Source organism: Mesomycoplasma ovipneumoniae (assembly GCF_038095995.1).
Classification (GTDB): domain Bacteria; phylum Bacillota_I; class Bacilli_A; order Mycoplasmatales; family Metamycoplasmataceae; genus Mesomycoplasma; species Mesomycoplasma ovipneumoniae_F.
This window is the reverse complement of the sequence record NZ_CP146005.1, coordinates 95,174-121,087: the sequence shown is the minus strand read 5'-3', so window position 1 is coordinate 121,087 and position 25,914 is coordinate 95,174. Positions and strand designations below refer to the sequence as shown.

Annotated in this window: 24 protein-coding genes and 1 pseudogene; 7 read left to right on the top strand and 18 right to left on the bottom strand. The window is 28.0% G+C overall.

All coding sequences use genetic code 4. The features are described from left to right. Positions 1-325: 325 nt before the first annotated feature. A complete protein-coding gene (gene gyrA / locus V3249_RS00565) occupies positions 326-2,881 on the top strand; it encodes a DNA gyrase subunit A (protein WP_341517573.1) in 2,556 nt (851 codons plus the stop codon). 607 nt (positions 2,882-3,488) lie between these two features. Here the strand turns inward: gyrA and V3249_RS00560 are convergent. From V3249_RS00560 to V3249_RS00540, 5 genes are all read right to left on the bottom strand, one after another. Next, a complete protein-coding gene (locus V3249_RS00560) occupies positions 3,489-4,520 on the bottom strand; it encodes an IS3 family transposase (protein WP_341517572.1) in 1,032 nt (343 codons plus the stop codon). After that, positions 4,508-4,723, bottom strand: coding sequence for a hypothetical protein (locus tag V3249_RS00555; protein WP_341517571.1), 216 nt, complete (start codon positions 4,721-4,723; stop codon positions 4,508-4,510). Before V3249_RS00555 ends, V3249_RS00560 begins: the two co-directional genes overlap by 13 nt. Before the next feature lie 73 nt (positions 4,724-4,796). Then, positions 4,797-4,937, bottom strand: coding sequence for a hypothetical protein (locus tag V3249_RS00550; RefSeq protein WP_252263094.1), 141 nt, complete (start codon positions 4,935-4,937; stop codon positions 4,797-4,799). Positions 4,938-5,447: 510 nt separating this feature from the next. Continuing rightward, a complete protein-coding gene (locus V3249_RS00545) occupies positions 5,448-5,675 on the bottom strand; it encodes a hypothetical protein (RefSeq protein ID WP_341513182.1) in 228 nt (75 codons plus the stop codon). A gap of 228 nt (positions 5,676-5,903) precedes the next feature. After that, positions 5,904-7,712: a hypothetical protein gene (locus V3249_RS00540; RefSeq protein ID WP_341517570.1), complete on the bottom strand. Its 1,809-nt coding sequence runs from the start codon at positions 7,710-7,712 to the stop codon at positions 5,904-5,906. 573 nt (positions 7,713-8,285) lie between these two features. Here V3249_RS00540 and V3249_RS00535 point away from each other — a divergent pair. From V3249_RS00535 to V3249_RS00525, 3 genes are all read left to right on the top strand, one after another. After that, entirely contained in the window at positions 8,286-8,450 is a 165-nt protein-coding gene (locus V3249_RS00535) for a hypothetical protein (RefSeq protein ID WP_341517569.1), read from the top strand. 172 nt (positions 8,451-8,622) lie between these two features. Next, positions 8,623-8,763: a hypothetical protein gene (locus tag V3249_RS00530; protein WP_252263094.1), complete on the top strand. Its 141-nt coding sequence runs from the start codon at positions 8,623-8,625 to the stop codon at positions 8,761-8,763. An 18-nt stretch (positions 8,764-8,781) separates the two neighbouring features. Then, the gene (locus V3249_RS00525) at positions 8,782-9,981 is read left to right on the top strand and encodes an IS256 family transposase (RefSeq protein WP_341517661.1); all 1,200 of its coding nucleotides are present in this window, start codon (positions 8,782-8,784) and stop codon (positions 9,979-9,981) included. Positions 9,982-10,047: 66 nt separating this feature from the next. Here V3249_RS00525 and V3249_RS00520 read toward each other — a convergent pair whose 3' ends face one another. The 4 genes from V3249_RS00520 to V3249_RS00505 all read right to left on the bottom strand — a co-directional run bounded on the left by V3249_RS00520 (position 10,048) and on the right by V3249_RS00505 (position 16,369). Next, the gene (locus V3249_RS00520) at positions 10,048-11,823 is read right to left on the bottom strand and encodes a hypothetical protein (protein WP_337897114.1); all 1,776 of its coding nucleotides are present in this window, start codon (positions 11,821-11,823) and stop codon (positions 10,048-10,050) included. A gap of 226 nt (positions 11,824-12,049) precedes the next feature. Next, the gene (locus V3249_RS00515) at positions 12,050-13,303 is read right to left on the bottom strand and encodes a hypothetical protein (RefSeq protein WP_341517568.1); all 1,254 of its coding nucleotides are present in this window, start codon (positions 13,301-13,303) and stop codon (positions 12,050-12,052) included. Between the two features lie 397 nt (positions 13,304-13,700). Beyond that, positions 13,701-15,359, bottom strand: a complete 1,659-nt coding sequence (locus V3249_RS00510; RefSeq protein ID WP_341517504.1) for an IS1634 family transposase — start codon at positions 15,357-15,359, stop codon at positions 13,701-13,703. Positions 15,360-15,739: 380 nt separating this feature from the next. Further along, positions 15,740-16,369, bottom strand: coding sequence for a hypothetical protein (locus V3249_RS00505; protein WP_337902697.1), 630 nt, complete (start codon positions 16,367-16,369; stop codon positions 15,740-15,742). A 698-nt stretch (positions 16,370-17,067) separates the two neighbouring features. Between V3249_RS00505 and V3249_RS00500 the strand changes: the two genes are divergently transcribed. After that, positions 17,068-17,268 carry a hypothetical protein gene (locus tag V3249_RS00500; protein ID WP_337902696.1) on the top strand — a complete coding sequence of 67 codons (201 nt, stop codon included), beginning with the start codon at positions 17,068-17,070 and terminating at the stop codon, positions 17,266-17,268. Between the two features lie 859 nt (positions 17,269-18,127). Here the strand turns inward: V3249_RS00500 and V3249_RS00495 are convergent. The 7 genes and pseudogenes from V3249_RS00495 to V3249_RS00465 form a co-directional block, all read right to left on the bottom strand. After that, positions 18,128-19,045 (bottom strand): hypothetical protein, encoded by a 918-nt coding sequence (locus V3249_RS00495; protein WP_341517567.1) that lies wholly within the window; start codon positions 19,043-19,045, stop codon positions 18,128-18,130. Between the two features lie 194 nt (positions 19,046-19,239). Beyond that, positions 19,240-19,434, bottom strand: a complete 195-nt coding sequence (gene rpmB, locus V3249_RS00490; RefSeq protein ID WP_010321263.1) for a 50S ribosomal protein L28 — start codon at positions 19,432-19,434, stop codon at positions 19,240-19,242. A 28-nt stretch (positions 19,435-19,462) separates the two neighbouring features. Beyond that, positions 19,463-19,819 (bottom strand): 50S ribosomal protein L20, encoded by a 357-nt coding sequence (gene rplT, locus V3249_RS00485; RefSeq protein ID WP_044284349.1) that lies wholly within the window; start codon positions 19,817-19,819, stop codon positions 19,463-19,465. Between the two features lie 61 nt (positions 19,820-19,880). Beyond that, positions 19,881-20,075 (bottom strand): 50S ribosomal protein L35, encoded by a 195-nt coding sequence (rpmI, locus tag V3249_RS00480; RefSeq protein ID WP_010321261.1) that lies wholly within the window; start codon positions 20,073-20,075, stop codon positions 19,881-19,883. Beyond that, a complete protein-coding gene (gene infC / locus V3249_RS00475; protein WP_010321260.1) occupies positions 20,068-20,718 on the bottom strand; it encodes a translation initiation factor IF-3 in 651 nt (216 codons plus the stop codon). The genes rpmI and infC overlap by 8 nt, the downstream gene beginning before the upstream one ends. A 237-nt stretch (positions 20,719-20,955) precedes the next feature. Continuing rightward, the gene (gene pyk, locus V3249_RS00470) at positions 20,956-22,392 is read right to left on the bottom strand and encodes a pyruvate kinase (RefSeq protein WP_080684857.1); all 1,437 of its coding nucleotides are present in this window, start codon (positions 22,390-22,392) and stop codon (positions 20,956-20,958) included. 88 nt (positions 22,393-22,480) lie between these two features. Next, positions 22,481-23,275, bottom strand: a pseudogene (locus tag V3249_RS00465) (leucine-rich repeat domain-containing protein); the annotation flags it as partial. A gap of 72 nt (positions 23,276-23,347) precedes the next feature. On the opposite strand from V3249_RS00465, the gene V3249_RS00460 reads away from it, so the two are divergent. Next, positions 23,348-23,623: a hypothetical protein gene (locus V3249_RS00460; protein ID WP_282861330.1), complete on the top strand. Its 276-nt coding sequence runs from the start codon at positions 23,348-23,350 to the stop codon at positions 23,621-23,623. A 47-nt stretch (positions 23,624-23,670) separates the two neighbouring features. Here V3249_RS00460 and V3249_RS00455 read toward each other — a convergent pair whose 3' ends face one another. Beyond that, a complete protein-coding gene (locus tag V3249_RS00455; RefSeq protein WP_252262924.1) occupies positions 23,671-24,741 on the bottom strand; it encodes a M20/M25/M40 family metallo-hydrolase in 1,071 nt (356 codons plus the stop codon). Positions 24,742-24,787: 46 nt separating this feature from the next. Further along, positions 24,788-25,447, bottom strand: coding sequence for a uracil-DNA glycosylase (locus V3249_RS00450; protein WP_337896992.1), 660 nt, complete (start codon positions 25,445-25,447; stop codon positions 24,788-24,790). A gap of 163 nt (positions 25,448-25,610) precedes the next feature. Here V3249_RS00450 and rplU point away from each other — a divergent pair, with 163 nt between their 5' ends. Next, positions 25,611-25,910 (top strand): 50S ribosomal protein L21, encoded by a 300-nt coding sequence (rplU, locus tag V3249_RS00445; RefSeq protein WP_258841206.1) that lies wholly within the window; start codon positions 25,611-25,613, stop codon positions 25,908-25,910. Positions 25,911-25,914: the final 4 nt, after the last annotated feature.

Here is a 25,914-nt window from a genome sequence, read left to right as displayed (position 1 = left end):
TTAAAATTACCTCACCAAACTGGGAAACTCGGGATTAGGACCAAAATTGAACTATTAAAGGGATTAGTTTTATTATAAAATGTCGTATTTTACGACACTTTTTGTAGTTGAGCCCTGTTTTTATCTAAGGTTTAAATTTCAACTTTTGGCACAGATTATTTTTGCCTTCAAAACTAAATTAATTATTATTTAAACAAAAATATTTTTTTAATTTTGCTGGCATACATAATTAAAAAAATTTTCGAAGTTTTTCAACCAAAAATTCAAAAAAAGCCGGAAATTATGGTATAATTTTAAAATTAGTATTGCTTTTAAAAGGAAATATATGATTGAGGACAATAAAAACCATAAAGATAACGAAGAAATCAAGGAAATTGATTCTAGCTTAAATAATGACGATGACAAATCGGATGACTCAGACCAAATTTACGAAGTTAAACCAACAATTTTAGAAACAGTAACTGACAATATTGTTCCAATTAAAATCGAAGATGAAATGAAAGTTTCATTTCTTGATTATTCAATGTCAGTTATTGTCTCAAGAGCTCTACCTGATGTTCGCGATGGACTAAAGCCGGTTCATAGACGAATTTTATACACAATGAGCGAACTTGGAATAACTTCAGGAACTAGTTATAAAAAATCAGCTAGAATTGTCGGTGATGTTCTTGGAAAATATCACCCACATGGTGATGCTTCGGTTTATGATTCAATGGTTCGAATGGCTCAACCTTTTTCACTACGCTACCCACTTATTGACGGCCACGGTAATTTTGGTTCAATTGATGGCGATGAAGCTGCGGCAATGCGTTACACTGAGGCGCGACTGTCAAAAATTTCTAATAAAATGATTGAAGGTATTAAAAAAAATACTGTAAATTTCAGACCTAATTATGATGCAAGTGAAATGGAACCTGAAATTTTACCAGCACGATTTCCAAATTTATTAGTTTCAGGGGTTTCTGGAATTGCTGTTGGAATGACCACCAAAATCCCACCGCATAACTTAGGCGAAATTATTGAAACTTTCATTACTTTTGCAAGAAATCCAAATATTGACATTAATGAATTAATTGAGACTCTTCCTGGCCCAGATTTTCCAACAGGCGCAATAATTTCGGGAAAAAAAGGGATAAATCAAGCATATTTAACCGGAAAAGGTACTTTTTGAATTAGATCAAAAGTAAAAATTGAACACTTAAATTCAGGTAGATCACGAATTATTTTTTACGAGATTCCTTATGAAGTTAAAAAACCTTCTATTATCGAAAAGGTTGCTTTTTTAGTAAAAAATAAGAAAATTCTTGGAATTAAAGATATTCGTGATGAAAGTACTCGTCACGGAATTCGTGTTGTTTTTGATATTAAAAAAGGATTTAATCCTGAAGTTATTTTAAATAAACTTTATCACAGCACCGATTTACAAATTAGTTATTCAATAAATATGCTTGCGCTTGTAAAAGGTGTGCCAAAATTAATGAATTTAAAGGAAATTTTATCTCATTATCTTGAACACCAAAAAGAAATTAATCTTCGTGCGCTGAACTTTGACTTGGAAAAAGCTAGCGAAAGACTCAATATTTTAAGTGGTTTAAAAATTGCTATTGAAAATATTGACAATGTGATTGCTATAATAAAATCTTCAAGCTCAGACCAAATTGCTCAAGAAAGATTAGCCCAAACTTATAATTTAAATCCTGTCCAAACAAAAGCAATAATTGACATGCGTCTTGGTCGGCTAACTAGTTTGGCAATCGAAAAATTAATTAGCGACATTGAAAGTCTAAAAATCGAAATTGACGAAATTAAATCAATAATTGAATCACCTGAAAAACTAATTGAATTAATTATTACCCAACACAAAGCAACCGCTGAACAATTTAGTGATCCACGAAGATCTGAAATTATTACCGAAATTATACGACTTAATGAAGAAGATTTTATCCCTAATGAAAAAGTAATTATTTCTCTGACACAAAATAACTATGTAAAAAGGTTAAATTTAGAAGAATATCGCCTGCAAAATCGTGGCGGTTTTGGTGCTTCAGTTTCAAATTTATACAAAGATGACGAGCTAAAATCTGTTTGCATTACAAACACCCACAGCGATCTTTTAATTATTTCTTCACGGGCTAAAATTTTCAAACTTCGGGCTCACCAAATTCCTGATAGTTCAAAACAAGGAAAAGGTCTCCCTTTTTTAAATCTTGTACAAGTACAAAAAGATGAGAATATTAGCGCTTTAATTCCTTGAAATCAACAATACAAAGATCATTGACTTATCACAGTTTCTGCTTTTGGTTATATTAAAAAAACGGAACTTTCAGAGTTTAGTTATATTCCAAAAAATGGAAAAATCGCTTTAAAACTTGTTGAGGGTGATTATTTAAAATCAGCCTTTATTGTGCCAGCAAATTCTGAAATCAATATTATTTTAGCCTCATCCCAAGGGCTTGTAAATCGCTGGCCAATTAAATTATTGCGAAATACCGGTCGGGCTTCAATCGGTGTTAAAGGAATCGCTCTTGAAGAAGGACGCGAAATAGTTGGCGCTTGTTACACTTTTGGCAATGATTTTGTCTTTAATTTAAGTAAACATGGTTATGGAAAAAAAACTCCTGTTGAAGAATATCGGCTAACCGGAAGAGCAACTAAAGGACTAAAAGGTCTAGACGACGAAAAGGCTGGCGATCTTATTTTTGTCGGCACAATTGGTCCAGATCAGGAAGCAATAATTATCACTAAAAGAGGCTTTGCAATTAGAATTGATCTTGATAGCGTTCCAATAATTAGTCGTAGGACAAAAGGGGTAAAATTAATTAAACTCAAAGGTGAAGACGAAATAAGTTTTGTTACTTTAATTAAAAAAGAGACAAATTAATCTATCAATTTTAGACAAATCACTAACAAATTCACAGTTAAAGAAAATTTAACTGCATTAAAATTGCAAAATCTAAAAACTTTAAAATTCTAATTTTGCATTTTACAGTGTAATTTAGACGCTGATTTAAAGTGTTAAATTCATCCCTTTGTCTTAATTTTTGCCATCAAACTCGCAAACCCAGGGAAATAACTATCAACGCAAAAACACTGAATTTTAAATCTAACCATAATAAAAGAAAAAAACAACTACTATTTAAACTCAATGCAAATAGAAAACTCGTTTTTACTTACATTGAGCCTAAAAAAATATATGAAGTTTTGAAAGAGCTAAAAAACAATAACCAAAAGCCCTAAATTTAAAGATTTCTAAACGGTTAAATTTAAGACATTCCATCATATTTAAAAATATAATGGATAATTCGCATTTTCTGATTTTTTTACGCAAAAAACATAATCAAGTCCCCCTTAATTCAATATCAAAATTTATTAATTATTCTAAATAAGTAGAAAAATCTCAGACAATTAGTTTTTTACCTATGATTTTGATTACACCGCTTTTGTTAATTTTTTCTAGCATGTTCATTTTAAAAATTTGGACAAATAATTTACCTCATATAATAACTTGGAGTTTTATATGATAAGCAACTTTGAGGCCTTTCATTGTTATACCAATCAATAAATTCACTTATTTTTTGATAAGCAATAGCCACATTTTCAAAATTTTCGCCCTCAATATTAAGCAATTCTCGTTGAAAAACCGCATAAAAATATTCAATAGGACGGTTTGCAAGTGCATTACCTTTTGGCGACATTGATTGTTGGATACCATTTTGCTTTAAAAAATTAGCAAATTTGTAGTTCGCATATTCCACGCCATGATCTGAATGGAAAAATTTTGGTTTAATATTGTACTTTTTGATTGTTTGTTTTACTAAGTTTATAGTTTCTTCTGAAAATCTTGTTTTAGAAATTGAAAAATTGAGCAAGTAATTGGATTTTGTTTCAATAATTGAGTGTAGATAAAATCATTCGTTGTTAATTTTGATAAATTTAATATCAGCAAACCATTTTTCACCAAAATTTTCTGAGCTAAATTCACCTTTGATATGATCTTCAGTCCAAATTCGCGTAAACTTTTTCTCTTTTGGTGCTGGTTTTCCTTGCTTTTTATAAGCTAGTGATTTTAATCCTAAAAATTCGTAGTGTTTTTGAAACACGTACGTGCTTACATAATTTCCCTGATTTATGTAAATATTATATAGGATGTCTCGGCCTTTTACCTTTCGATTTAAAATAAAATTTTCGCGAATTCACTGAAGTAAGTCTTCATCATAAATCATTTTCTTTGGTGGTTTTTTCACCCTAATTTTCTCATAAATAGAAGTGCGATTAACCTTAAAAACGCTACAAATTCTAGTGGAATTTTCGATTTTGTTTTTATCTTTTTCTTGTTCTTGTTTTCGTTTTTTGAGCTCCTCAAGAATAATCCCGGGGTCAACCCCGTATTTTCTAAGAACAGTTTCAATTATTTCTTGGTAAACTTCACGATCGTTTTCAGAAAGATCGTTAATTGTATATTTCTTTTTTGGTTTGCGTGGAGATTTGATTTTTCCACGAGTACTAATTAAACTTTTCATATCATTATTATAAAAAACTTTTTTTGCCAATTTCTTATCAAATTATTAGCGTATATATGCAACATTCATTCTTTATCCGCTTTTTTACTTTTAGATTTGTTTTTGTAAATTTCTCTAAATTCTTCTGCAAAAGCCAAAATTGCATTTTTTAAGCCTTTAGATTCGGCAATTTTGATGTATTTACCCGAGTTTCCCAGTTTCATAAGGTAATTTTAAAAAAGTATCTGGTTTTAGGGACTTTTTTAAGTTTTTTGGTAAAAGTTGGTTACAATTTTATTAGTGATTTATTAAGATATCAAAGTAAAAATCATATCTATTTCAAATGTTTGGATCGCTAGGGACACCATCGTGTTTTTTAAATATAATTTGCTGATCTAAAGTGTTAAATTCAACCCTTTGTCTTAATTTTTGCAACATCGATACTAAACCAACTTAGTTAATTTTTGTTTTTTCATAATTTATAATTATACCATAAAATTACTTAAAATGCTACCAAATGCTACTTATAAAATTAAGGTTTTACATTAAAAAAACACCGATTTACGGGTGTTTCTTCATATTTATATTCACTAAAAAGTGAATTTTTGTCTTAAAACTGGGAAACTCGGGATTGGTTTTTCATATAAAAATCACCTTTTCAACATTTAACATTTTTATTATTAGTATACTGATTTATAAAAAAGAAGGTTTTTTAACACGAGTTTGATTTTGAAATTCACTAAAGTCAATAGTATGAACTTTAAATTTTAGTTTTGGTGCGACTTTTCAAAATAAACTTCAGTTTTTTTGTTAACAAATTCAAGTGAAAAACTATTTAAAATTAGGTGACAATCTTGATTAATTTGAATTTGAATATCATATAGATTATCGGAGTCTGAATTAGTGCTTGTTCTATTTAATTGTGTTTTAGCTTTTTTAATTTTCGCATTAATAACAAGCGAATTTTCTTGGTTTTTGGTTGAAAAATTTGGCTAATTCATCAAAATTTGGCGGATTTTTTGATTTTAATAAATCTAAATTGTGGGTTTCGAGTTTAAAATCTGAATAACTTTTTGTATTTTGAAAATGTCAAAGTAGGCTAAAAACACTTAGACTTAGTAATAAAAAAGCAATAATATTAACAATAAACTTAAAAAATTTCAGTTTTTTATTCATGCCCCCCCTTTTTTATATACCATATTCAAATTCTTTACTCATTAAGATTATAGCATATATTAAAACTTTTTAGGGAAAATTTCATTAAAAATTCAGCGTCTTAAAAAATAAATTGATAAAAAATTCAAGCAAATTTTGCCAATAAATAAAATTTTTCTAACAAAATATTTATTTTTGAATAACCAAAAATAAAAAAAGCTAAAAATTTTAAAAAAGAATTTAAAATTTTTAGCTTCGAAGTTTTTCACCATCGAAAAGATCAGCAAACATTTTTTCATCATCACGGGCTTTCTTGCTATAATCACCACGAAAATCTGTTTTTGCAATCTCATCAAAAAAGTTATTTTTGTCTCTAGAACTTAAAGAAAAATCAAAATGCTCTTCTAAAATTAATTTCTTTTCTTGTTGGTTATATAAACTCGAATTTTGTACAAAATCATCAAAATACTTAAATTCATGAGTTGTTTCTTCTTGAAATTTTTTAATTGCATCACGATATAAAATTAGTTCTTCCATAGAAGATTCAATTACATTTTTATCTAAATAATTTGATTTTGATGGAGAAGAAAAAACAAACTGCGGATCTTGGTTATTTCGCAAAAAAATATCTTGTTCAAGTTTGACTAATTTTTGTTTAAAATAATATTTTAAAATTTCGTATTTACCTTGATAAATATCATCATATAAATTTGAATGGCCAAATCAGTAGTAAATTTTTTGCCCGTCAACATACAGTAAAATGAAATTTTTTAAGGAAATTGGCGAAATTCAGCCAGTGTTGGTGCTATAAGCCGAACGATAATATGGTTTAAACCAAAAAACAGGTTTTTTTGAGTCAAATTGGGAAATTATTTCATCAAAAAGTCCGTATTCTTGGCCGCCAAAGTAAAAAATTTGGAAATTTTCCAGTTTAAGTTTAGTTCAGCTTGGTAAAATAAAATAATCAGGTTCATCAAGGTCGACATTCTCGGTGGGAAAATAATATCTAGGACCAAATAAAATTTGCAACAAATAGATAAATTCAATTTTATTTGTTCATTTATTCAAATTATCATAATAAAATTGACCTTTTTTACCAAAAAGGTTGATGCAAAATTTTCGATACTCAGGACCAAATTTATCAAATCAACTAAGAATAAATTTATCGCGATTTTCAATGTTTAAATCAAGCTTTTTAATTCCGTATTTTTCAAATTTTTTAAGCAAATTTTCATAAGTTTCAAAAGTAAATACATTTTGAATGGGGTTAATTTTGGTTTTTTTGCCAAAATTATAACCCTGTTTTAGCAACAAATTGTAGATATTTTCTACATTTTGTCCTAAATATTGTTTGTTTATATCTGCAAATTTTGAATTATATTCATATCTTTTTGATAAAAAATCAAAGATTTTTTCGCGATAATTTCATAAATTTTTTGGCTTTGCATAAGGAACACTTTCTTTGATTTCCTTGATTATCAGATTTTCAATTTTTTTTAGTTCATCTTTTGATTTGAACATTTTTTGAAAAACCGCGGGAAAGGAAATTGAAAATTCACATTTTTCTTTGTCATCAAAATTTTCAAAAGCAACGATTAGCACTCTAAAATCTTTAGTCTCATAGGGAGTGTCCGAAAAATAGGGTTCTCATTTACATTCATCACTTAGATTTTCTTTTTTTCGACAATAATCTTTATCAGTTCATCTACGCGACAAACACCTAATTTCATCGTAAAAACCAAAGTCTTTTAATTTTTTTAAAAAAAAGACTGTTTTTGGGATATCTTCTAGCCTTAAATTATAAACATAATCATCACGTTTGTAATCTAAGCCAATAATAGTTTCAATTGGATTGTCTACAACCGCGCAAAAATCCATAACATAAACTCATCGAAAGTGTGGAATTCTTCGATATTTTTCATAGGGATCACAGGGTAAATCATTATCATCGGAAAATATCTGTTCAACTGAGCAATAAGTTTGAAAATCAATTTCTAAATATTTTAGTTTTTTTAATTGTTTTCTTGTTTTAGACTTCAAATCTAATTGGTATGCCATATAAAAATCCACCTTTCAACATTTAACATTTTTTATTATTAGTATACTTATTTATAAAAAAGAAGGTTTTTCAACACGAACTTGATTTTGAAGTTCACTAAAATCAATAGTATGAACTTTAAATTTTAGTTTTGGTACACCCTTTTCAAAATAGAGCTAAACTTTTTTGTTAACAAATTTAAGTAAATAACTATTTAAAATTAGCTGACCATATTGATTAATTTGAATTTCAATATCATCTGATTAGGATGAACTGAATTAGTGCTTGTTTTGTTTAGATATGTTTGGGCTTTTTTAATATTTGCCTTAATAACAAGCGAATTTTCATGGTTTTTGGTTGAAAAAATTTGGGCTAAATCAGCAAAATTTAGCGGTTTTTTGAATTTAATAAATCTAAATTACGGGTTGTGAGTTTAAAATCTGAATAGTTTTTTGTATTTTGAAAATGTCAAAGTAGACTAAAAACACTTAGACTTAATAATGAAAAAGTAATAATATTAACAGGTAATGTTAAATATTTTGTGTTTTTAAAGTAAATTTATTTTGATAAAATTTATTATGAAGGACCAAAATATGAAAAAACAGCAAAAAACATTATCCCCATTTGAGTTAGAAGCTAAAAAACTTGTTGACAAATACGCTGATTATAAAAAAATAAAAAAAGAAGATTTTCACAACGAAATTTCGCATATGTTTAAAACTTTTACTGAGGCGCTCTCCCGAGTTTCCCAGTTTTAAGACAAAAATTCACTTTTTAGTGAATATAAATATGAAGAAACACCCGTAAATCGGTGTTTTTTTAATGTAAAACCTTAATTTTATAAGTAGCATTTGGTAGCATTTTAAGTAATTTTATGGTATAATTATAAATTATGAAAAAACAAAAATTAACTAAGTTGGTTTAGTATCGATGTTGCAAAAATTAAGACAAAGGGTTGAATTTAACACTTTAGATCAGCAAATTATATTTAAAAAACACGATGGTGTCCCTAGCGATCCAAACATTTGAAATAGATATGATTTTTACTTTGATATCTTAATAAATCACTAATAAAATTGTAACCAACTTTTACCAAAAAACTTAAAAAAGTCCCTAAAACCAGATACTTTTTTAAAATTACCTTATGAAACTGGGAAACTCGGGTTTACTGAGGCGCTCTTAAGGGCGGAATTAAGCCAACATTTAGGCTATGAAAAAAGTAACCGAAGCAAAAAAGGCGTGCATAGGCCAAATAAGCGAAACGGATTTTCGGACAAAACTGTGAATTATAATCATAATAGTTTTCGTCTAAAAATACCAAGAGATCGAAATGGCACTTTTGAGAACAAATTACTCGGTAAATACGAAACAAATTTAGGCGATATCGAAGAGCAAGTGTTTTCACTTTTTGCATCAGGAATGTCATATGAAAATATTGTTAACACAATAAAAAGTATCTATAAAAAAGAAATAAGTAATGCCTGAATTTCTTCAGTTACTGACAAATTATTGCCTGAAATTGAAAAGTGAAAATCGCGAAAAATTGAGAATTCCTATCCAATTTTGTACATTGATGGGATGTTTTTTAATGTTAAAGAAAACGGTGTTTTTGTCAAAAAATCACTTTATCTTATTCTTGCAATTGATTGGGACGGAAATAAAAAAGCACTGGGATTTTGGATTAAAAATACCGAATCAGCAAGTAATTGACTTGATGTTTTTAACGAACTAAAAACTCGCGGGCTGGAAGATGTTCTAATAATTTCTTGCGATAATCTAAGCGGAATTAGTCAAGCAATTGAAGCGGTTTTCCCGCAAACAGATGTTCAAAAATGTGTTGTTCACCAAATTAGAAACTCGCTTTTAAAAGTTTCTAACAAAGACAAAAAAGAGTTTGTCCTTGATATGAAAAAGATTTATCAAGCGGCTAATCAAGAATTTGCAATGCAAAATCTTGATAAATTTGCGGAAAAATGAGGCCAAAAATATCCTTCAATTATCAAGTCTTGGTATACAAATTTCGTTGAACTAACGACATTTTTTAAATATCCATATGAATTGAGGCAAGCAATTTATACGACAAATTTAATTGAGTCAATGAATAGAATAATTAGGAAAAATACAAAAACAAAAGGCGGAATTCAAAGTGTAAATTACCTTTCAAAAATAACTTATTTAACTCTCCAAAACGCATCTACAAAATGACAAAAGGTAAGAAATTGATTCATGATTAAAAAACAATTAGAAATTATTTTCCCTAATCGGTTAAATAATGTAAAATTAAATTAGATTACATTTCTATTTGAAAAATCCATAAAAATTTAAAACACAAGATTATGAACACACCCAAAAGATCTACAATTCTCCTTCTATCTCAATAAATTTTTTGCTTTTATAACCGCGAAAATCTACTCTTGCAATTTCATCATAATATTCAGTCCAATCATCAGAATCTCAAGAAAAGAGAAGGTGTGGTTGTAAAATTAATTCTTTTTCTTGCTGGGTATATAAATTAGTATTTTCTAGAAAGTCTGTAAAATACCCAAATTCATGGTCTGTTCCTTTTAGAAATTTATTCAACGCATCCCGATATAAAATTAATTCTTGCATAGATGGACCAATCACATTTTTAATTAAATTATTTTGCCTTAGCGGTCTAGAAACAAAGAAAGTCGGATCATTACCATCACGTAGAAAAATATCTTGTTCAAGTTTAACTAATTTTTGTTTGAAATAATATTTTAAAATTTCGTATTTACCTTGATAAATATTATTATATAAATTTGAATGGCCAAATCAGTAATAAATTTTTTCACCGTCAACATACAATAAAATGAAATTTTTTAATGCAATTGGCAAAATTCATGCATCGCCTGCTCCATAGGCAGAGTAGTAATATGGTTTAAATCAAAAAACTGGCTTTTTTGAGTCAAATTGGGAAATTATTTCATCAAAAAGTCCGTATTCTTGTCCACCAAAGTAAAAAATTTCGAAATTTTCAAGTTTTAATTTTGCTCAGCTTGGCAGAATATAAAAATCAGGTTTATCAGGGTAAAAATCTAGTTCTTCAATTCAATATTTTGGGCCAAATAAAATTTGCAACAAATAAATTAATTCGATTTTATTTGTCCAATTATTCGCATGATCATAATAAGTTTGACCGTCTTTTCCAAAAAGTTCGATGCAATACTTTCGATATTCTGGGCCAAATTTATCAAATCAACTAAGAATAAATTTATCGCGATTTTCAATGTTTAAATTAAGCTTTTTAATCCCGTATTTTTCAAATTTTTTAAGCAAATTTTCATAAGTTTCAAAAGTAAATACATTTTGAATTGGTTGAATTCGGGTTTTTTCGGCAAAATTATAATTCTCTTTTAATAACAAATTGTAGATATTTTCTACATTTTGTCCTAAATATGCTTTATTTATATCTACAAACTCTGAATTATATTCATATCTATTTGATAAAAAATCAAAGATTTTTTCATGGTAATTTGCTAAATTTTTTGGTTTTGCAAAAGGAACACTTTCCTGAATTTCCTTAATAATTAGAGCTTCAACTTCTCTTAATTCGGCTTTTGACTTAAATATTTTTGAAAATACAACCGGATAAGAAATTGAAAATTCGCATTTTTCAATATCATCAAAGTTTTCAAAGACAACAACAACCTCTTCAAAACCTTTACCATCGTGTAAACCATACGAAGGATAAAGTTCAGAGATAAGATCAAGATTTTCTTTTCCATTTTTATCACAATATTCATTGTTTGCTCAACCGCCAATTAAACACCTAATATCATTATAAAAACCAAATTTATTGAGTTTTTTGGAAAAAAACACACTTTTTGGGATATCTTCTAGTTTTAAATTATAAACATAATCTTCTTGTTTATAATTTAAGCTAATAATTCTTTCAATTGGATTAGGATTGAAGTGCTCGGAAAGGTAATTGTACAAAAAAATTGGAAATGGAAAATCATCATCATCATATTTACAATCAAGCGATAATTTAACATCATTCACAATCATGTTTCGAATTGAACAACGACTTTTAATATTAATTTCTATATATTCTAGTTTAATTAATTGTTTTTTTGCCTTGGTTACTAAATCTAATTGCTTCTCCATATAAAAAATGTACCTTTTCAACATTTAACATTTTTTCTCTTGGTATAAATTCCCTCTTTCCGAATTTTCCCTTTATCATTCTTGCTCTCCTTACATGATAACTGGGAAAATATATTTTTACGTATGATGGTATATTTTTGTTTTTATTTGTGTTTTCATTTTTATTTTTATTTTCATTTTCATTTTTACTTGGATCAACAATATCAAATTCATTTTTAGGGTCAGTTTAATCAATAGCATCACTAGCTAGACCTTCTCCAACAACAAAGCGATCTTTAGTAAAACCGATATCTTTATTTAAATTATTAATTGGATCTCATGACCATCTATTTCCCAATATCAAATTTGCTGTATATTTTGTTTTTTCAGCCAAACTTTTCATAACTGGTTCATTATATGAATAAAAATCAATAGGTGAATTTAGTTTTTTATCCATAATTTTACGGTCTTCAACATTTTTATTATCTCTTACTGAACTAGGTAGCAAGTTTTTAATAATAATTTTGGTTAATTCTGATTGGGCTAGCAAACTTCCAACTGCTAAAAGTCAGGCTGCAGGTTCTGGAATTGCTTGTTTACTAATAACAAAATGAGGTTCTAAGTCTTCATTGTGAAAATTGAAAAATCAAGCAGGGTGTATTCCAGTGTATTGTCTTAATTTTTCCTTTTCTTTTGCTCTTACAATAGAAAGTTCTAAAGTCGCTGTATTTGCTATTTCTTTAATACTAGGCTCACCTTTTGCTTTTGGCAATTTATCTAAGTCAACCACAATTGAGCTTTCAGTTCTTCAAGTAATAGGGTTATTATCAGCTGGCGCATGAACAGGGCTATAATCAGCTGACGAATAGTAAGTTTCACGGGTCCCAAATCATCTACCTACATCATCAACAACCTTTGGAATAGTTTCCACAGCTACCGCGGTAGCTGTGGAAACTGCTACTGCGGCAATGGCAGCTGCGACAGCATTTGAAATAAATGGAATAAAAGGCAAAAGGAAAAAGAAGGTTTTTTCAACCCGAGTTTGATTTTTAAGCTCTCTAAAGTCAAAAACATAACCTTCTAATTTTAGTTTTGGTACACCTTCTTCAAAATAGAGTTCAGCTTTTTTATTAACAAATTCAAGTGAAGCACTATTTAAAATTACCTCACCTTCTTGATTAATTTGAATTTCAATATCATCTAAATTAGGAGAGGAGTCTGAATTAGTGCTTGTTTTGTTTAGATGTGTTTTGGCTTTTTTAATATTTGCATTGATGACAAGCGAATTTTGTTGGTTTTTGGTCGAAATAATTTGGACTAAATCATCAAAATTTACCGGTTTTTTTGAATTTGATAAATCTATATCACGAGTTTCAAGTTTGAAATCTGAATAGTTTTTTGTATTTTGAAAGTGTAAAAGCGGCCCAAAAACACTTAGACTTAATGATGAAAAAGCAACAATATTAGTGATAAACTTAAAAAGTTTTAGTTTTTTCTTCATTTTTTCTCCTTATTAGTAAAATTCTTTAATATAAAATTATAACATGTATTTGAGAATTTTTGTGAAAATTTCATTTAAAAATATTGTATTTAAAAAGAATAAATTAATACAAATTAGCACGCTAATTTTAGGCGTCTTCAAAAAGGTGCAACAAAATGAAACAATATAGATTACAGTTCAAGACAAATTTTAGAAGATTAAAATTGGTAAATCTAAAGCTTAAAAATTGCAATTTTGCATTTTGCAGAAAAATTTAGACAAATTTATAAAAAAGAAAAATGCAAAATTGACACAAAAAGTCAATCCCGAGTTTCCCAGTTTGATAAGGTAATTTTAAAAAAGCATCTGGTTTTAGGCACTTTTTTAAGTTTTTCGGTAAAAGTTAATAACAATTTTATTAGTGATTTATTAAGATATCAAAGTAAAAATCATACCTATTTCAAATATTCGGATCACTAGGAACACCATCTCGATTTTTAAATGTTATTTGCTGATCTAAAGTGTTAAATTCAACCCTTTGCCTTAATTTTTGCAACATCGTTACTAAACCAACCTCAGTTAATTGATTGTTTTCAAATAACTTGTTATCACTAATATGTTTGTTGATTTTAAATATTATAGTTTTTAAAATAACTAGTGAGATAAAACACAAAAGTGTATGAGCTAGAATGTGCTCGTCAATTCTTAAAAATACGGGCCGAATATTCAACAAACCTTTTAGACTTCTAAAATTAGCTTCAATATTCCACTGTTTTTGGTATTTTTCAACTATATCTAAGACATTCAAATTTAGCATATTTGTTTCATAAACATAGTAACCGTCAAATTGTTTGTCTTTGTCAATTTTACTTTGATCTAATTCAAATTTCATGTTTGAAATTTCCTTAAAATATTTAGGTTTTTTACCAAACAATTTGTTTACTTCAATAAAACCGTCTTTATTTTGTTTTTTAATAAAACTTTCGATTTGCTCTTCACGAGCTTTTCTGTCTTTTATCGCTCTTTTTGTACTGTAAGTAATAATTCTTCTTCTAATATTTTCAGTGTATCTTTTATTTTTATAAGATGAATAAAATTCTTCTTTTTTATACTTAAAATCCGCATTTACATCAACATAATCCCTTGGATCTAGTAAATAATTTTTGAATTTTTGAGTCCCTACCTTTGCACGATATGAAATAATAAAATTATAGTTTCTTGATTCAAGAAATCGAATATTTGCAGCAGTTGACATGCCGCGATCAGCGATTATTGTCATATTTTTGATATTATATTTGGATTCAACATCTAATACAAAAGGGATTAATGTACTAGAATCGCCGGTATTTCCTTTAAAAACTTTAATATGAAAAGGAATACCATTTTTATCACACGCTAAGCCAATGACAATTTGGTCTTCTTTGAATTTAGCATCTTTAGAATAGCCAGGAATTCTTAATCCATTTCTTTCAAATGTCTCAAAATAGATTGTTGATGAGTCAAAATAAAATTCACTGTCCCTTTTTCCAAGTTCGCTTGTTACCATTTTGTTGACACTATTTAAAAGTTGATTTTGTGACTCAAAGACAAGATCTAGGAGTCTATAAAAGCTATTTTTGGAAGCATTTATTTGATTTGAGTAGTCATCCTTTTTATCAAAAGCATTAATAATGCTGCCAGGATCAGTGATCCGTTTTGAAATTAAGTAGTTAAAAATTTCTTTCATATTTTTATGTCTACTTTTAGGAAGTGACTCAAAAATATTGTGCTTTTCAATAAGTTTTTCAATTAATTCCCCACCAACAAAAACCGAACCTTCGATTATTGCGGAATTTTTAATAGAATCAAGTAAAATAGCCTTGACTTTATCTTTGTCATCTAAATTTGAAAACAATTTCAATTTTTCTTTGATAATTTGAACAGCATTTGGATTAATTTTTTCCAAATTCCGCTCATTTCCTAAACTAAATCAACGTTTTGGACCTTTGGAATAACCTTGTGTTCAGCCAACATATTTATATGGTTTATCTTTTGAAGATCCTCAAACACTAAATAAAAACAAATTTTGTTTTTTCATAATGTATAATTATACCATAAAATTACTTAAAATGCTACCAAATGCTACCAATAAAAATTAAGGTTTTACATTCAAAAAACACCGATTTACAGGTCTTTTTTCATATTTATATTTACTAAAAAGTGAATTTTTGCCTTCAAACTGGGAAACTCGGGAAAATAATAAAAATTAAGATTTTAGCATCAAAAAACCCGTATTTACGGGTATTTTTTGCATATTTATATTCACTAAAAAGTGAATTTTTGCCATCAAACTGGGAAACTCAGGAATAAAATACTGAAAAATCAACTAAAACAATACAATCAAAATCAGGAATAAAAACAATAATCTGAATTTTTTGAACTAATTTAGGGACTTTAGATAATGTCCTTAAAAAACATTTATATTGAATCTTGTTTTTCAGACTTAATTAGATTAGCATCAAAAAATCGCTTTTTGATGCGGCGATATGTTCACTCAATAAATATACGTTTTTGGATATCAACAAATTCAAAAATGACAAAAATAACAACTGCCATTGATGAAATTTTTCAGAAAAATATCGGCTTATCAAGAAGAAAATGATTAAAGAGTGCAAAAATTACTGACAAAAGAAGAATTCAAATTGATGAAATATAAAAAAATAAAATTTTAAATAAGTAGTAGTAAAACTTTTTTCTATTAAAATTTTTTTCGTTTTTATTAAAAATTGAAGCAAAAACAAACGTATAAAATCAATAATAGTTTTGTACCTCAGCTACAACCCAGTCAAATTCACTAATTTCCTTGCGGTTCCTTAACTTAATATAATAATATTTAACAAAACGTCTAGTAAATAAAACATGCTTAGGGCAGGGAATTTTTTTTCTTAAATTGCTAATTCTTGTTTCCCAATGCTGATATGTTCAGTAAATTTTTCTTGATTTCTTCCTCTTTTTTTTACAATTTTCAGTGTCAACAAGAACAGAATTTACAAAGGATTCTAAATTAAAATTTTGTAAAAATTCAAAGGTTGTGGTTTTATTTTTCAAATCATATTTTCGGTATAAAAATTTCTTAAAAAAGTAAATAACAAATTTTGCTCAAAAAGTATTTAAAAAAAAATCCAAAAAACGCAATGAAAGAATATATCGCCACATTCATAATATTCGGAAATCAAATATTATAGTCATAAAAAAAATTATCTTTATTTTCCAAGCTAAAAACAAAATTTTTGCCTAAAGAAAAAAAATGAACTCTATAAACAAAAATTAACACAAATAATAAAATGGTTAAAATGATTGAAAATAAATGAAGAATTAAATAGAAAAGTCTCGAAATTAGTCTAGTTTTATAGTATAAAATCCCCTCAAAACTGTTGTATTCTACAAGTAAATCAAATAATTTATAATAGCTGTTAGTTCCAAAAAATGGGATAAAAAAAATCCAATTATTGAATTTTAAATTGAAAAAATTTTTCTAAACTTTCTTTATTAAGCATTATCTAATTAAATTGGCTAACCTCTATTTTTATACAAATTTCAAGTTGCAATTTGAATTATATCAATTATACTGAGTGTCCTTTAAATTTATTTGAAATATATAAAATTATTAAATTGGGAGTGTTCATAATTTTGTGTTTTAGATTTATTATGTATTTTTCAAATAGAAATCTAATTTAGGGCATTTAGATAATGTCCTTAAAAAAAACAGTTATATTGAATTTTGCTCTTCAGACTTAATTAGATTAGTGTCAAAGAATCGCTTTTTAATGCGGCGATATGACCACTCAATAAATATAGATTCTAGCATAACAACAGATATAAAAATGACAACAATGACAGATCCTAATGCTGAAATTTTTAACCAAAATGTTTGTTCATCAAGAAGAAAATGATTAAAGAATACAAAAATTACTGACAAAAGAAGAATTCAAATTGATAAAATATAAAAAAATAAAATTTTAAATAAATAGTAGAAAAACTTTTTTCTATTAAAATTTTTTTCATTTTTATTAAAAATTGAAGCAAAAATAAATGTATAAAATCAATAATAGTTTTGAACCACAGTTACAACCCAGTTAAATTCACTAATTTCCTTGCGATTCCTTAACTTAATATAATGATATTTAAAAGAACGTCTAGTACGCTTAGGGGAGTTGATTACTTCTGTGAAAAGGCTAATTATTGGGTAGTTATGTTGATATTTTCAACAAATTTTTCTTGATTTCTTCCTCTTTTTTTTACAATTTTCAGTGTCAACAAGAACGGAATTTACAAAAGATTCTAAATTAAAATTTTGTAAAAATTCAAAGGTTGTGGTTTTATTTTTCAAATCATATTTTCGGTATAAAAATTTCTTAAAAAAGTAAATAACAAATTTTGCTCAAAAAGCATTTAAAAAAAACCCAAAAAACGCAATGAAAGAATATATGGCCACATTCATAATATTCGGAAATCAAATATTATAGTCATAAAAATAATTATGTTTATTTTCTAGGCTAAAAACAAAATTTTCACCAAAAGAAAAAAAATGAACTCTGTAAACAAAAATTAACACAAATAATAAAATGGTTAAAATGATTGAAAATAAATGAAGAATTAAATAGAAAAGTCTCGAAATTAGTCTAGTTTTATAGTATAAAATCCCCTCAAAACTGTTGTATTCTACAAGTAAATCAAATAATTTATAATAGCTATTAGTACCAAAAAATGGAATAAAAAAAATTCAATTATTAAATTTTAGATTAAAAAATTTTTCTAAACTTTTTTTATCAAACATTATCTAATTAAATTAGTTGTCCTATATTTTTATAATACAAATCTTCAAATTATATTTTGAATAACATCAATTACAGCAAGGGCAAGTTTAATTTTCCAATTCGCTCAACTAGCAGAAACTAAAATTGGTCTAGTTTTTAATACTATTTTTCTTAAGACGTCAATTGTTTTAAGTATTGAATAAATACGCGTCTTAGCCTTTCTTACTTCCGGGATAAATACCCTTTTGTTTCAATCTTCAAATTCCTTAATTTTTTGATACCTAAACCTTAGTCATTCAGAATCATTAGTCATGTCGTTATAAGCTCGCTTATATTCAATAGCTAAATAAGTTAAAGTTCCAGCAGCTGTTGCTGATGCGGCGACGGCAAAAAAATTTCAAGAAAAGGCATAAGCGATTGTAAGAGCATAATTGATAGCAGCAAAAACTGATGATTTTACATGACCATTTCAAATCTCATTTGCTAATTGTTCAAAGGTCATAGAATCACTACTTGAATAAGAAGAAAAGTTAACCGAATTAATCTTGGTGTTTTTGGAAGATTCGGTTTTGAGATTTTTAGAGTTTTCTTTAATAATTTTGTCTAAATCCAACCCTTTTGTTTTTAACTGTGTTTTTGCTAATTGTTCTAAATCTGCACTAGGATTTTTTTCAATTTTATCAATGAAAGAATTAAAATCATTTTCAAATTTTGTAAAATCAGCGATTTTTATGGGATTGTTTTCCTCAGAATTAGCGCTAAAGTTTTCAGCATCTAATTTTCTAATATGATCTAATGTTTTTTTTGCTTCTTCGCGTAATAAAGAAACGTTTACTTTATCTTTCTTGGAATTCATATTAGCATATGAATTATAATTTTGTGCGTTTGGTTTATTAATTGAAGCTGCTATAATAATTGGGCTTGCACTCAAGAGCATTAGCATCCCATAAGGTAATATTTTTTTCATAATTATCCTTTAAATTTGTTTAAACTATATAAAATTAATAAATTAATTTTAACATAATTTATTAATTTTAAAAAGAATAAATTTCAATTTAAAATAAATTAATAAAAAAATAGACACACCTTTTTGATGTATCTAAATTAATGTATTTTCTTTATTTTTAAAGTGTTTTTTTTATTGTATTAAAATTTCAGATTTTAAATTTTACCTCATTTTTGTAAGGTTTTTTTGGTTTTAGCTGAAACTTTAATACGAACTTTTTGCCCTGAGGCAGTTTTTAGTACTATTTGTTGTAAATTTAAATTAAATTTACGTTTTGTTGCATTTAGGGCGTGAGAACGGTTATTTCCGCTCATTGGTCCACGTTGTGAAATTGGGTCTTTTCTTGCCATTTTTTTTCCTCCTGTAATAAGAAAGGGATTATTTTTGACCTTTTTCTAAAGCAATTTTAATGATATTATCAAATTCAGTTTTGCGGCTAATTGCCATTTCAGCAAGCATTTTACGATTAATTTCAATGTTTGCAAGTTTGATTTTATGCATTAATTGCGAATATGAAATTCCTTGGTCACGAGCTGCAGCATTTATTCTACTAATTCATAATTTTCGAAATTCACGTTTACGCTGTTTTCGATCACGAAAAGCATAGGTTCAAGATTTAATTACTGCCTGTTTTGCAACTTTAAATCCGATTGATTTATGCCCTCAATAACCTTTTGCTAATTTTAATCAACGACGGCGACGCTGGCGCGTTACACTTCCACCTTTGACTCTCATAATAAAATTTCTCCTTTTATATAATGTAGTTTCAAAAAATTTAGTGAATTCTTTGAATTAATTAAATTAGTTTTTTTATTCTTTTATAATCTGAAGGATCGATTAAAGTAGCTTTTCTTGATTGGCGCTTTTGTTTTGTAGTTTTATTTTGCGCTAAATGTGAGCGATATGCATGTCCGTGCTTAATTTTTCCGGTTGCAGTAACCTTAATTCTTTTTTTCAATGCTGACTTTGTTTTTAATTTGATTTTAGGCATTTTTTTCCTTATTTTGAATTTCTTCGTATTCTAAAAGTTCTTTTAGCTGTTTTGAAGAAGTGAATTTAGGTAGTTTTTTGCGATCACGTTCAAGATGCATAACTAAAAAATTACCGTTTTGCGAAATTTCCTTGCTTTTTTTGGCAATGTATTTCAATTGGTCAAAAAATATCTCAAGTGTTATTTTACCTTGATCAATTCGGGTAATTTCACGACCACGAAAACGAAGAGCAATTTTTACACGGTCGCCATCAAGAATAAACTCTCTAGCTTTTTTTGATTTTACAAGAATATCTTGCTTGTTAATATTAAAACTCACCCGTATTTCGCGGTTATTAGTAAAGGATTGCTTTTCCTTTTCTTCCTTTTTTTTCTTTTTTATGTCGTATCGAAACTTACCATAATCAAGAATTTTCGCTATTGGAACTTTTTGAACTTTTTCATCTTTAGTTTTTACTTCTTTAATTGAAATTAAAACTAAGTCAAGTCCTTTGGATTTTGCAAGTTCAAGCGCTTCTTTAGTCGGAGTTTTTCCAATTTTTTCATTGTCAGATCCAACTAAAAAAACGTTAGGAAACATAATATTTTCGTTAATTTGGTGATCTTGTTGTGGCTTTCTTTGAAAAAGATTTTTAGGATTCAAAATTTAAATTTATCTCCATTTTCAATGGTTTTTACTATGTTTATACAAAAATCTTAAAAAGTATTAAATTATAATTTAAACAAAAAAATAATAATCTTTGTTTGCTAGGTAAACCCAAGATCTTGCGATCTTCAGGTGAGAGCAAATCTACTTTCTACAAATAAAAATTTGCATTATAATTATACTTAATTTTTAAATTTTCAAAAGCAAATTTTTAAAAATTTAAAAATTTAAAAATTAATAAACAAATTGCACCATTTTTTCGTTTTCAACGACTAAAAAGGTGTCTCCCTTTTCAGCTCCAAATGGTTTTAAAACATTACGCGCTAAATTAAAATCGCTTTTTATCGCGTTAAATTCAGAAATAGAATTAATTGAAACAAAAACTGAAGATGTTATTCCAAATCCTGAAATTAATTTTTCATTATTTACAACACCAATAACGGCAGTATTTGGACGAAACTTAGCTATTGCTTTTAAAAGTTCGCCAGTTCTTGATAGAACAACAGTATATTTTATTTCATTTTCATAAGCAAGGTGAGCTAATTTGTGAGCAATTTTCGCTCGAGGACCTTTTGAGTTTTTAGTAATTACGGCCAACTGTTTTGTGTAAAAAAGCTTATTATAGAACTCTTTTTCGGCTCTTTTATTAATTACGGCCATAACTTGAACTGACTCAACAGGAAATTGTCCTTGGGCAGACTCGCCTGATAACATTGTCGCATCAGCACCTAATTCAGTTGCTCAATAAACATCAGAAACCTCAGCACGAGTTGGTTGAGAAGATTTTTCCATTGAATCAAGCATTTGTGTTGCCACAACAACAGTTTTACCTGCAAAACGACATTTTCTAATTATTCTTTTTTGTTGGTACGGAACTTCTTCATAAGGAACTTCCAATCCTAAATCACCACGGGCTACCATAATTCCATCAGATAACTCGATGATTTCATCGATATTTTCAAGACCTAATGTTGATTCGATTTTTGAAATTATTTGAATGTGAGAACCACCGTTTTCATCTAAAAGTTTACGTAATTCCTTAACATTTTCAGCTGAATTTACAAAGGATGCAGCAACATAATTAATATTTTCTGAAATGCCAAAAAGCACGTCGTTAATGTCTTTTTGCGATAAAAAAGGTAATGAAAAAGGAACGCCAGGCATATTTAGGCGCTTGTTTGGTTTTAAAATGTGGGAATTTTTTGTCTTTACTACAACTTTTCCATCTTCAATTTCAACAACTTCTGATTGTAATTTTCCATCATCAAAAAGAACTCTGTCGCCAACTTTTAAGTCTTTATCAATTTCGTGTGAAACAGTTATTACTTGGTCTGTTCCTTCAAAATTTTCATAAGAATCTTTATCAGTTAGGACAGTTAAATGTTGATTTGCAAGAATTTTTTGCGAACCATTAAGAATTTTACCTACACGGATTTCAGGTCCTTTTGTGTCAAGCATAATTGAAATTGGAATTTGAAGTTCTTGCGAAGCTTTGCGAGCATTTTCGAATTTTTGGCGCTGCTCTTCGTATGTTCCGTGAGAAAAATTAGCCCGAATTACACTAACTCCAGCTAAAACTAGTTGTTTTAAAACTTCATAATCTTGGGTTGATGGGCCGATTGTCGCAATTATTTTCGTTCTTTTTGAAATATAATTTTTCATTGCATTCATGATTTTGTTTGTGTCCTTGTTTTTAGTTTTCGAATTGTTGAAAATATATAAAAAATTATTTATAATTATAATATCAAACTAAAAAATATTAGCAAATTTTTAATGTTTTTTTCAAAAAATCAGGCCCTGAACCTTCAAAATGAAGATTTTTATCTATTTTTGACTTGTTAATAAAAATTTCAAGCTCTTTTTCAGTTTGAAAATGAGGCGAAATTAAGTTTATACTCTCCAAATTTTCTCAATTAAATGATAAGAAAATTTGGCTAACTTCAAAATTATCGACAATAATTTTGAAGTTATTTTCAAATTTGTCAAAATTTTTAAAAAAATCCAGTTTAACTTTATAGAAATTCAACAATTTACTATCATTTTTAAAAGAAAACTCACCAAAAATATCAATTTTTTTTGGTGAGTTTCCAACAAAAGAGTAAATATCAACATTAATTTTGTTTGAATTAAATTTAATGGTTTGGATTGCATTGTCGGCAAATGAATCAGATTTAATTTGGCTAACTCATTCAGGAATTAACAGGTTTTCAATTTGATTATTTGCAAAAACTGAGCTATTTAATACAGTTACTTTTTCAGGAATTTTAATATTTTTTATTAAATTAGATTCAAAAGCTGAGTCTAAAATAATTTCAACATTTGGGCCAAAAACTACTTCTTCAATTTTGTTTAACATGAAGGCAGACTCGCCAATTTTTAAAAGTGAATTTGGCAAAATTAGTTTTTTTATTTCTAAATTCATTCCTGAAAAAGCAAAATCAGCAATTTCTTGAAAATTAAAGGATGATAAATCCAGAATTTTGCCTTGCAAAAATTCTGGATTTTTAATTATTTTTAATGCTTCATCGCGGGATAATGTGAAAACTTGCACGTTTTTCCTAAATTTTTCCTTTTTTAGATGTTTTTAAGCCTTTTGACTAACTTTGGGTGAAAGGAGATACAAATAATGAAAAAACAACCAAACCAAAATTTCGTTAAATTAAGCGAAAAAGATAAACATGAAACTGGCGGAGCTGGTGCTTTTGCTGTTATTTCAAATGTAGCAACTGCAGTTGGAAAAATAGCGCCTGCTTTATTGGGAATTGCCGCTGTTTATCGAACTTTTACAACAGGATCCGGCGAAATTAAAAGTGACGGTCATACTGTAAAATGAGATGACTCAAAACTTGCTAAAGCAGAAGCAGAAAAAGCACTAAAACAACCAATTTATTTTATTTATTAACTTAATTGCCGTTAAATTTTAAATATAACAGAAAAAATTTTAAACTATTATTTATAAATTAATTGTTCATTTTCTTCTTGGCCAAATTCTAAAATAAAAGCCTCGATTAAATCAGTTGCAGCCTTAATGTCAGAAATACTAATTAGACCATATGTTGAATGTAAATAGCGCTGTGGAATCGAGATGCTAACTGTAGGAGTTCCGTATCCTGAATATTGGAGTTCTTCTGCATCAGTCCCTCCACCTTGAGAAACATATCGGTAAATTGGTATGTTTCTTTCTTTGGCAATTCGGAAAATAATGTCAACAAGTCTTGGATCCATCAGTGCGCCACCATCTGCAATGTCAATAGCAACTCCGGCTCCTAATTTTTGCACACCAGGAATTGCATCCTCAGTATCGTGTGCAGCACCTGTATCAATTGCAAAAGCAACATCAGCTTTAATCATTTTTGCAACCATTTTTGCACCACGTGAACCAACTTCTTCTTGAACAGTTCCGACTAAAATTGGATTAGATTTTAAATTTTTATTATGCAAACGATGAGCAAGTTCGTCAATTACAACAACTCCAGCACGGTTATCTATCGCTTTTGATGCAAAATAATCTTGATTGTGCATCAAAAAACTAGGGTTACTAAAGTAAATTCTGTTTCCTATTTCAACTGAAAGATCTTGGGCTTCTTTTTTTGATCTAAATCCAAAATCAAAATAAAGATCTTTTACCATCAAGGCTTTTTCAATTTTCTGGCGTTCCATAATGTGAATCGAAGTATGACCAGCAACACCGTAAAATTCTTGACCTAAAGAGTTTATTAACTTAAATTTAGCGCCAATTACAGCGTTTCCTCAAATACCACCAACAGATTTTACTTTTATATAACCTTTTTCGGTAATGTCTAAAACAATGAAGCCAACTTCATCCATATGTGCTGCAACAACTATTTTAGGCCCAGAATTTTGCTTTTTTTGTTGCATAATCAATGACCCAAAACCGTCACGAGAATAACTTAGATCAAGATTAGCAGTTGACCTTTTTAATTCAGCAACAATTTCATCCTCATAACGGGACATTCCATCAATATCGCAATATTTTTTTAATTTTTCTAATATTTGCATAACAAATTCCTTTAAACGTTTTTGATATAAAATTATACACTTTTTTCTATAAATTCCAATTAATTTGCTCTTTATTTTTTAGTTCTAAAAAATCATTCATTTTTTCAAAAACTCTTGAATTTTCTAGCGATCTCCAAAAACCAAGAGGCGAAGGATGTGAATAAAAAAATACTTTTTGAGCAGAAAAGTCCACATTTTTAAGGCAAGTTTTAGCTTTTTGACCTAAAATTAAAAAGACAATGTCTTTTTTGTTTGACAGAATAAAATTTATTAAATTAAGACTAAAAGTTTGTCATCCTATTTTTTCATGCGAATTAGGGCTTGATTCTCTGACAGAAAGAACTGTATTTAACAGTAAAACGCCTTGTTTTGCTCAATTTTGGAGATTTCCGTCTGTTTTTGAAAAGTTTGGATATGATTTTTTTATTTCAGAAAAAATATTTTTAAGTGACGGTGGTAAAATTTTGGCTCGAGTCGAAAAAGCAAGTCCATCTGCTTGTCCTTTTTGATGATAAGGGTCTTGACCAACAATAACTATTTTTAAATTTTCAAGACTTGTTAGCTCGATGGCGCGAAATAAGTCTTGTTTTTGCGGGTATATTTGGTAATTTTTGTATTCAATTTCTAGTGTTTTTTCAAGCTGTTGGAAATAAGTTTTTTTAATTTCTTGTTCTAAAAAAGTGGCAAAAGTTGGGCTAGATTTCATAGGTCAAATTATAACAAACTAAAAAAATAATTTTTTTGATTTTTTAATAAAAGTGGTATAATTTTTTTGTTTATTTTGTTAAACCATCCCATACCAAAAAGGTTAAAATCTAAATAATATCAGTATTTAGTACCTTTAGGATGATTATTCATAGGAGCATCTTATGTTTGCAATTATTAAAACCGGTGGTAAACAGCTTTTAGTTGAAAAGGATCAAACAATTTTTATTGAAAAAATTGATAAAAACGAAGGTGAAAGTGTAATTTTCACAGATGTTCTTTTTATTAATGGAAAAATTGGAACTCCTTTTGTTGAAAATGCAACTGTTGTTGGCATTGTTGAAAAGCAAGGCCGTGGTAAAAAAATTGTCGTTTACCGTCACAATCCAAAATCAACTCACAAACGTAAATTAGGGCACAGACAACCCTTTACCCGCGTAAAAATAACAGAATTGAAGGGATAATTTA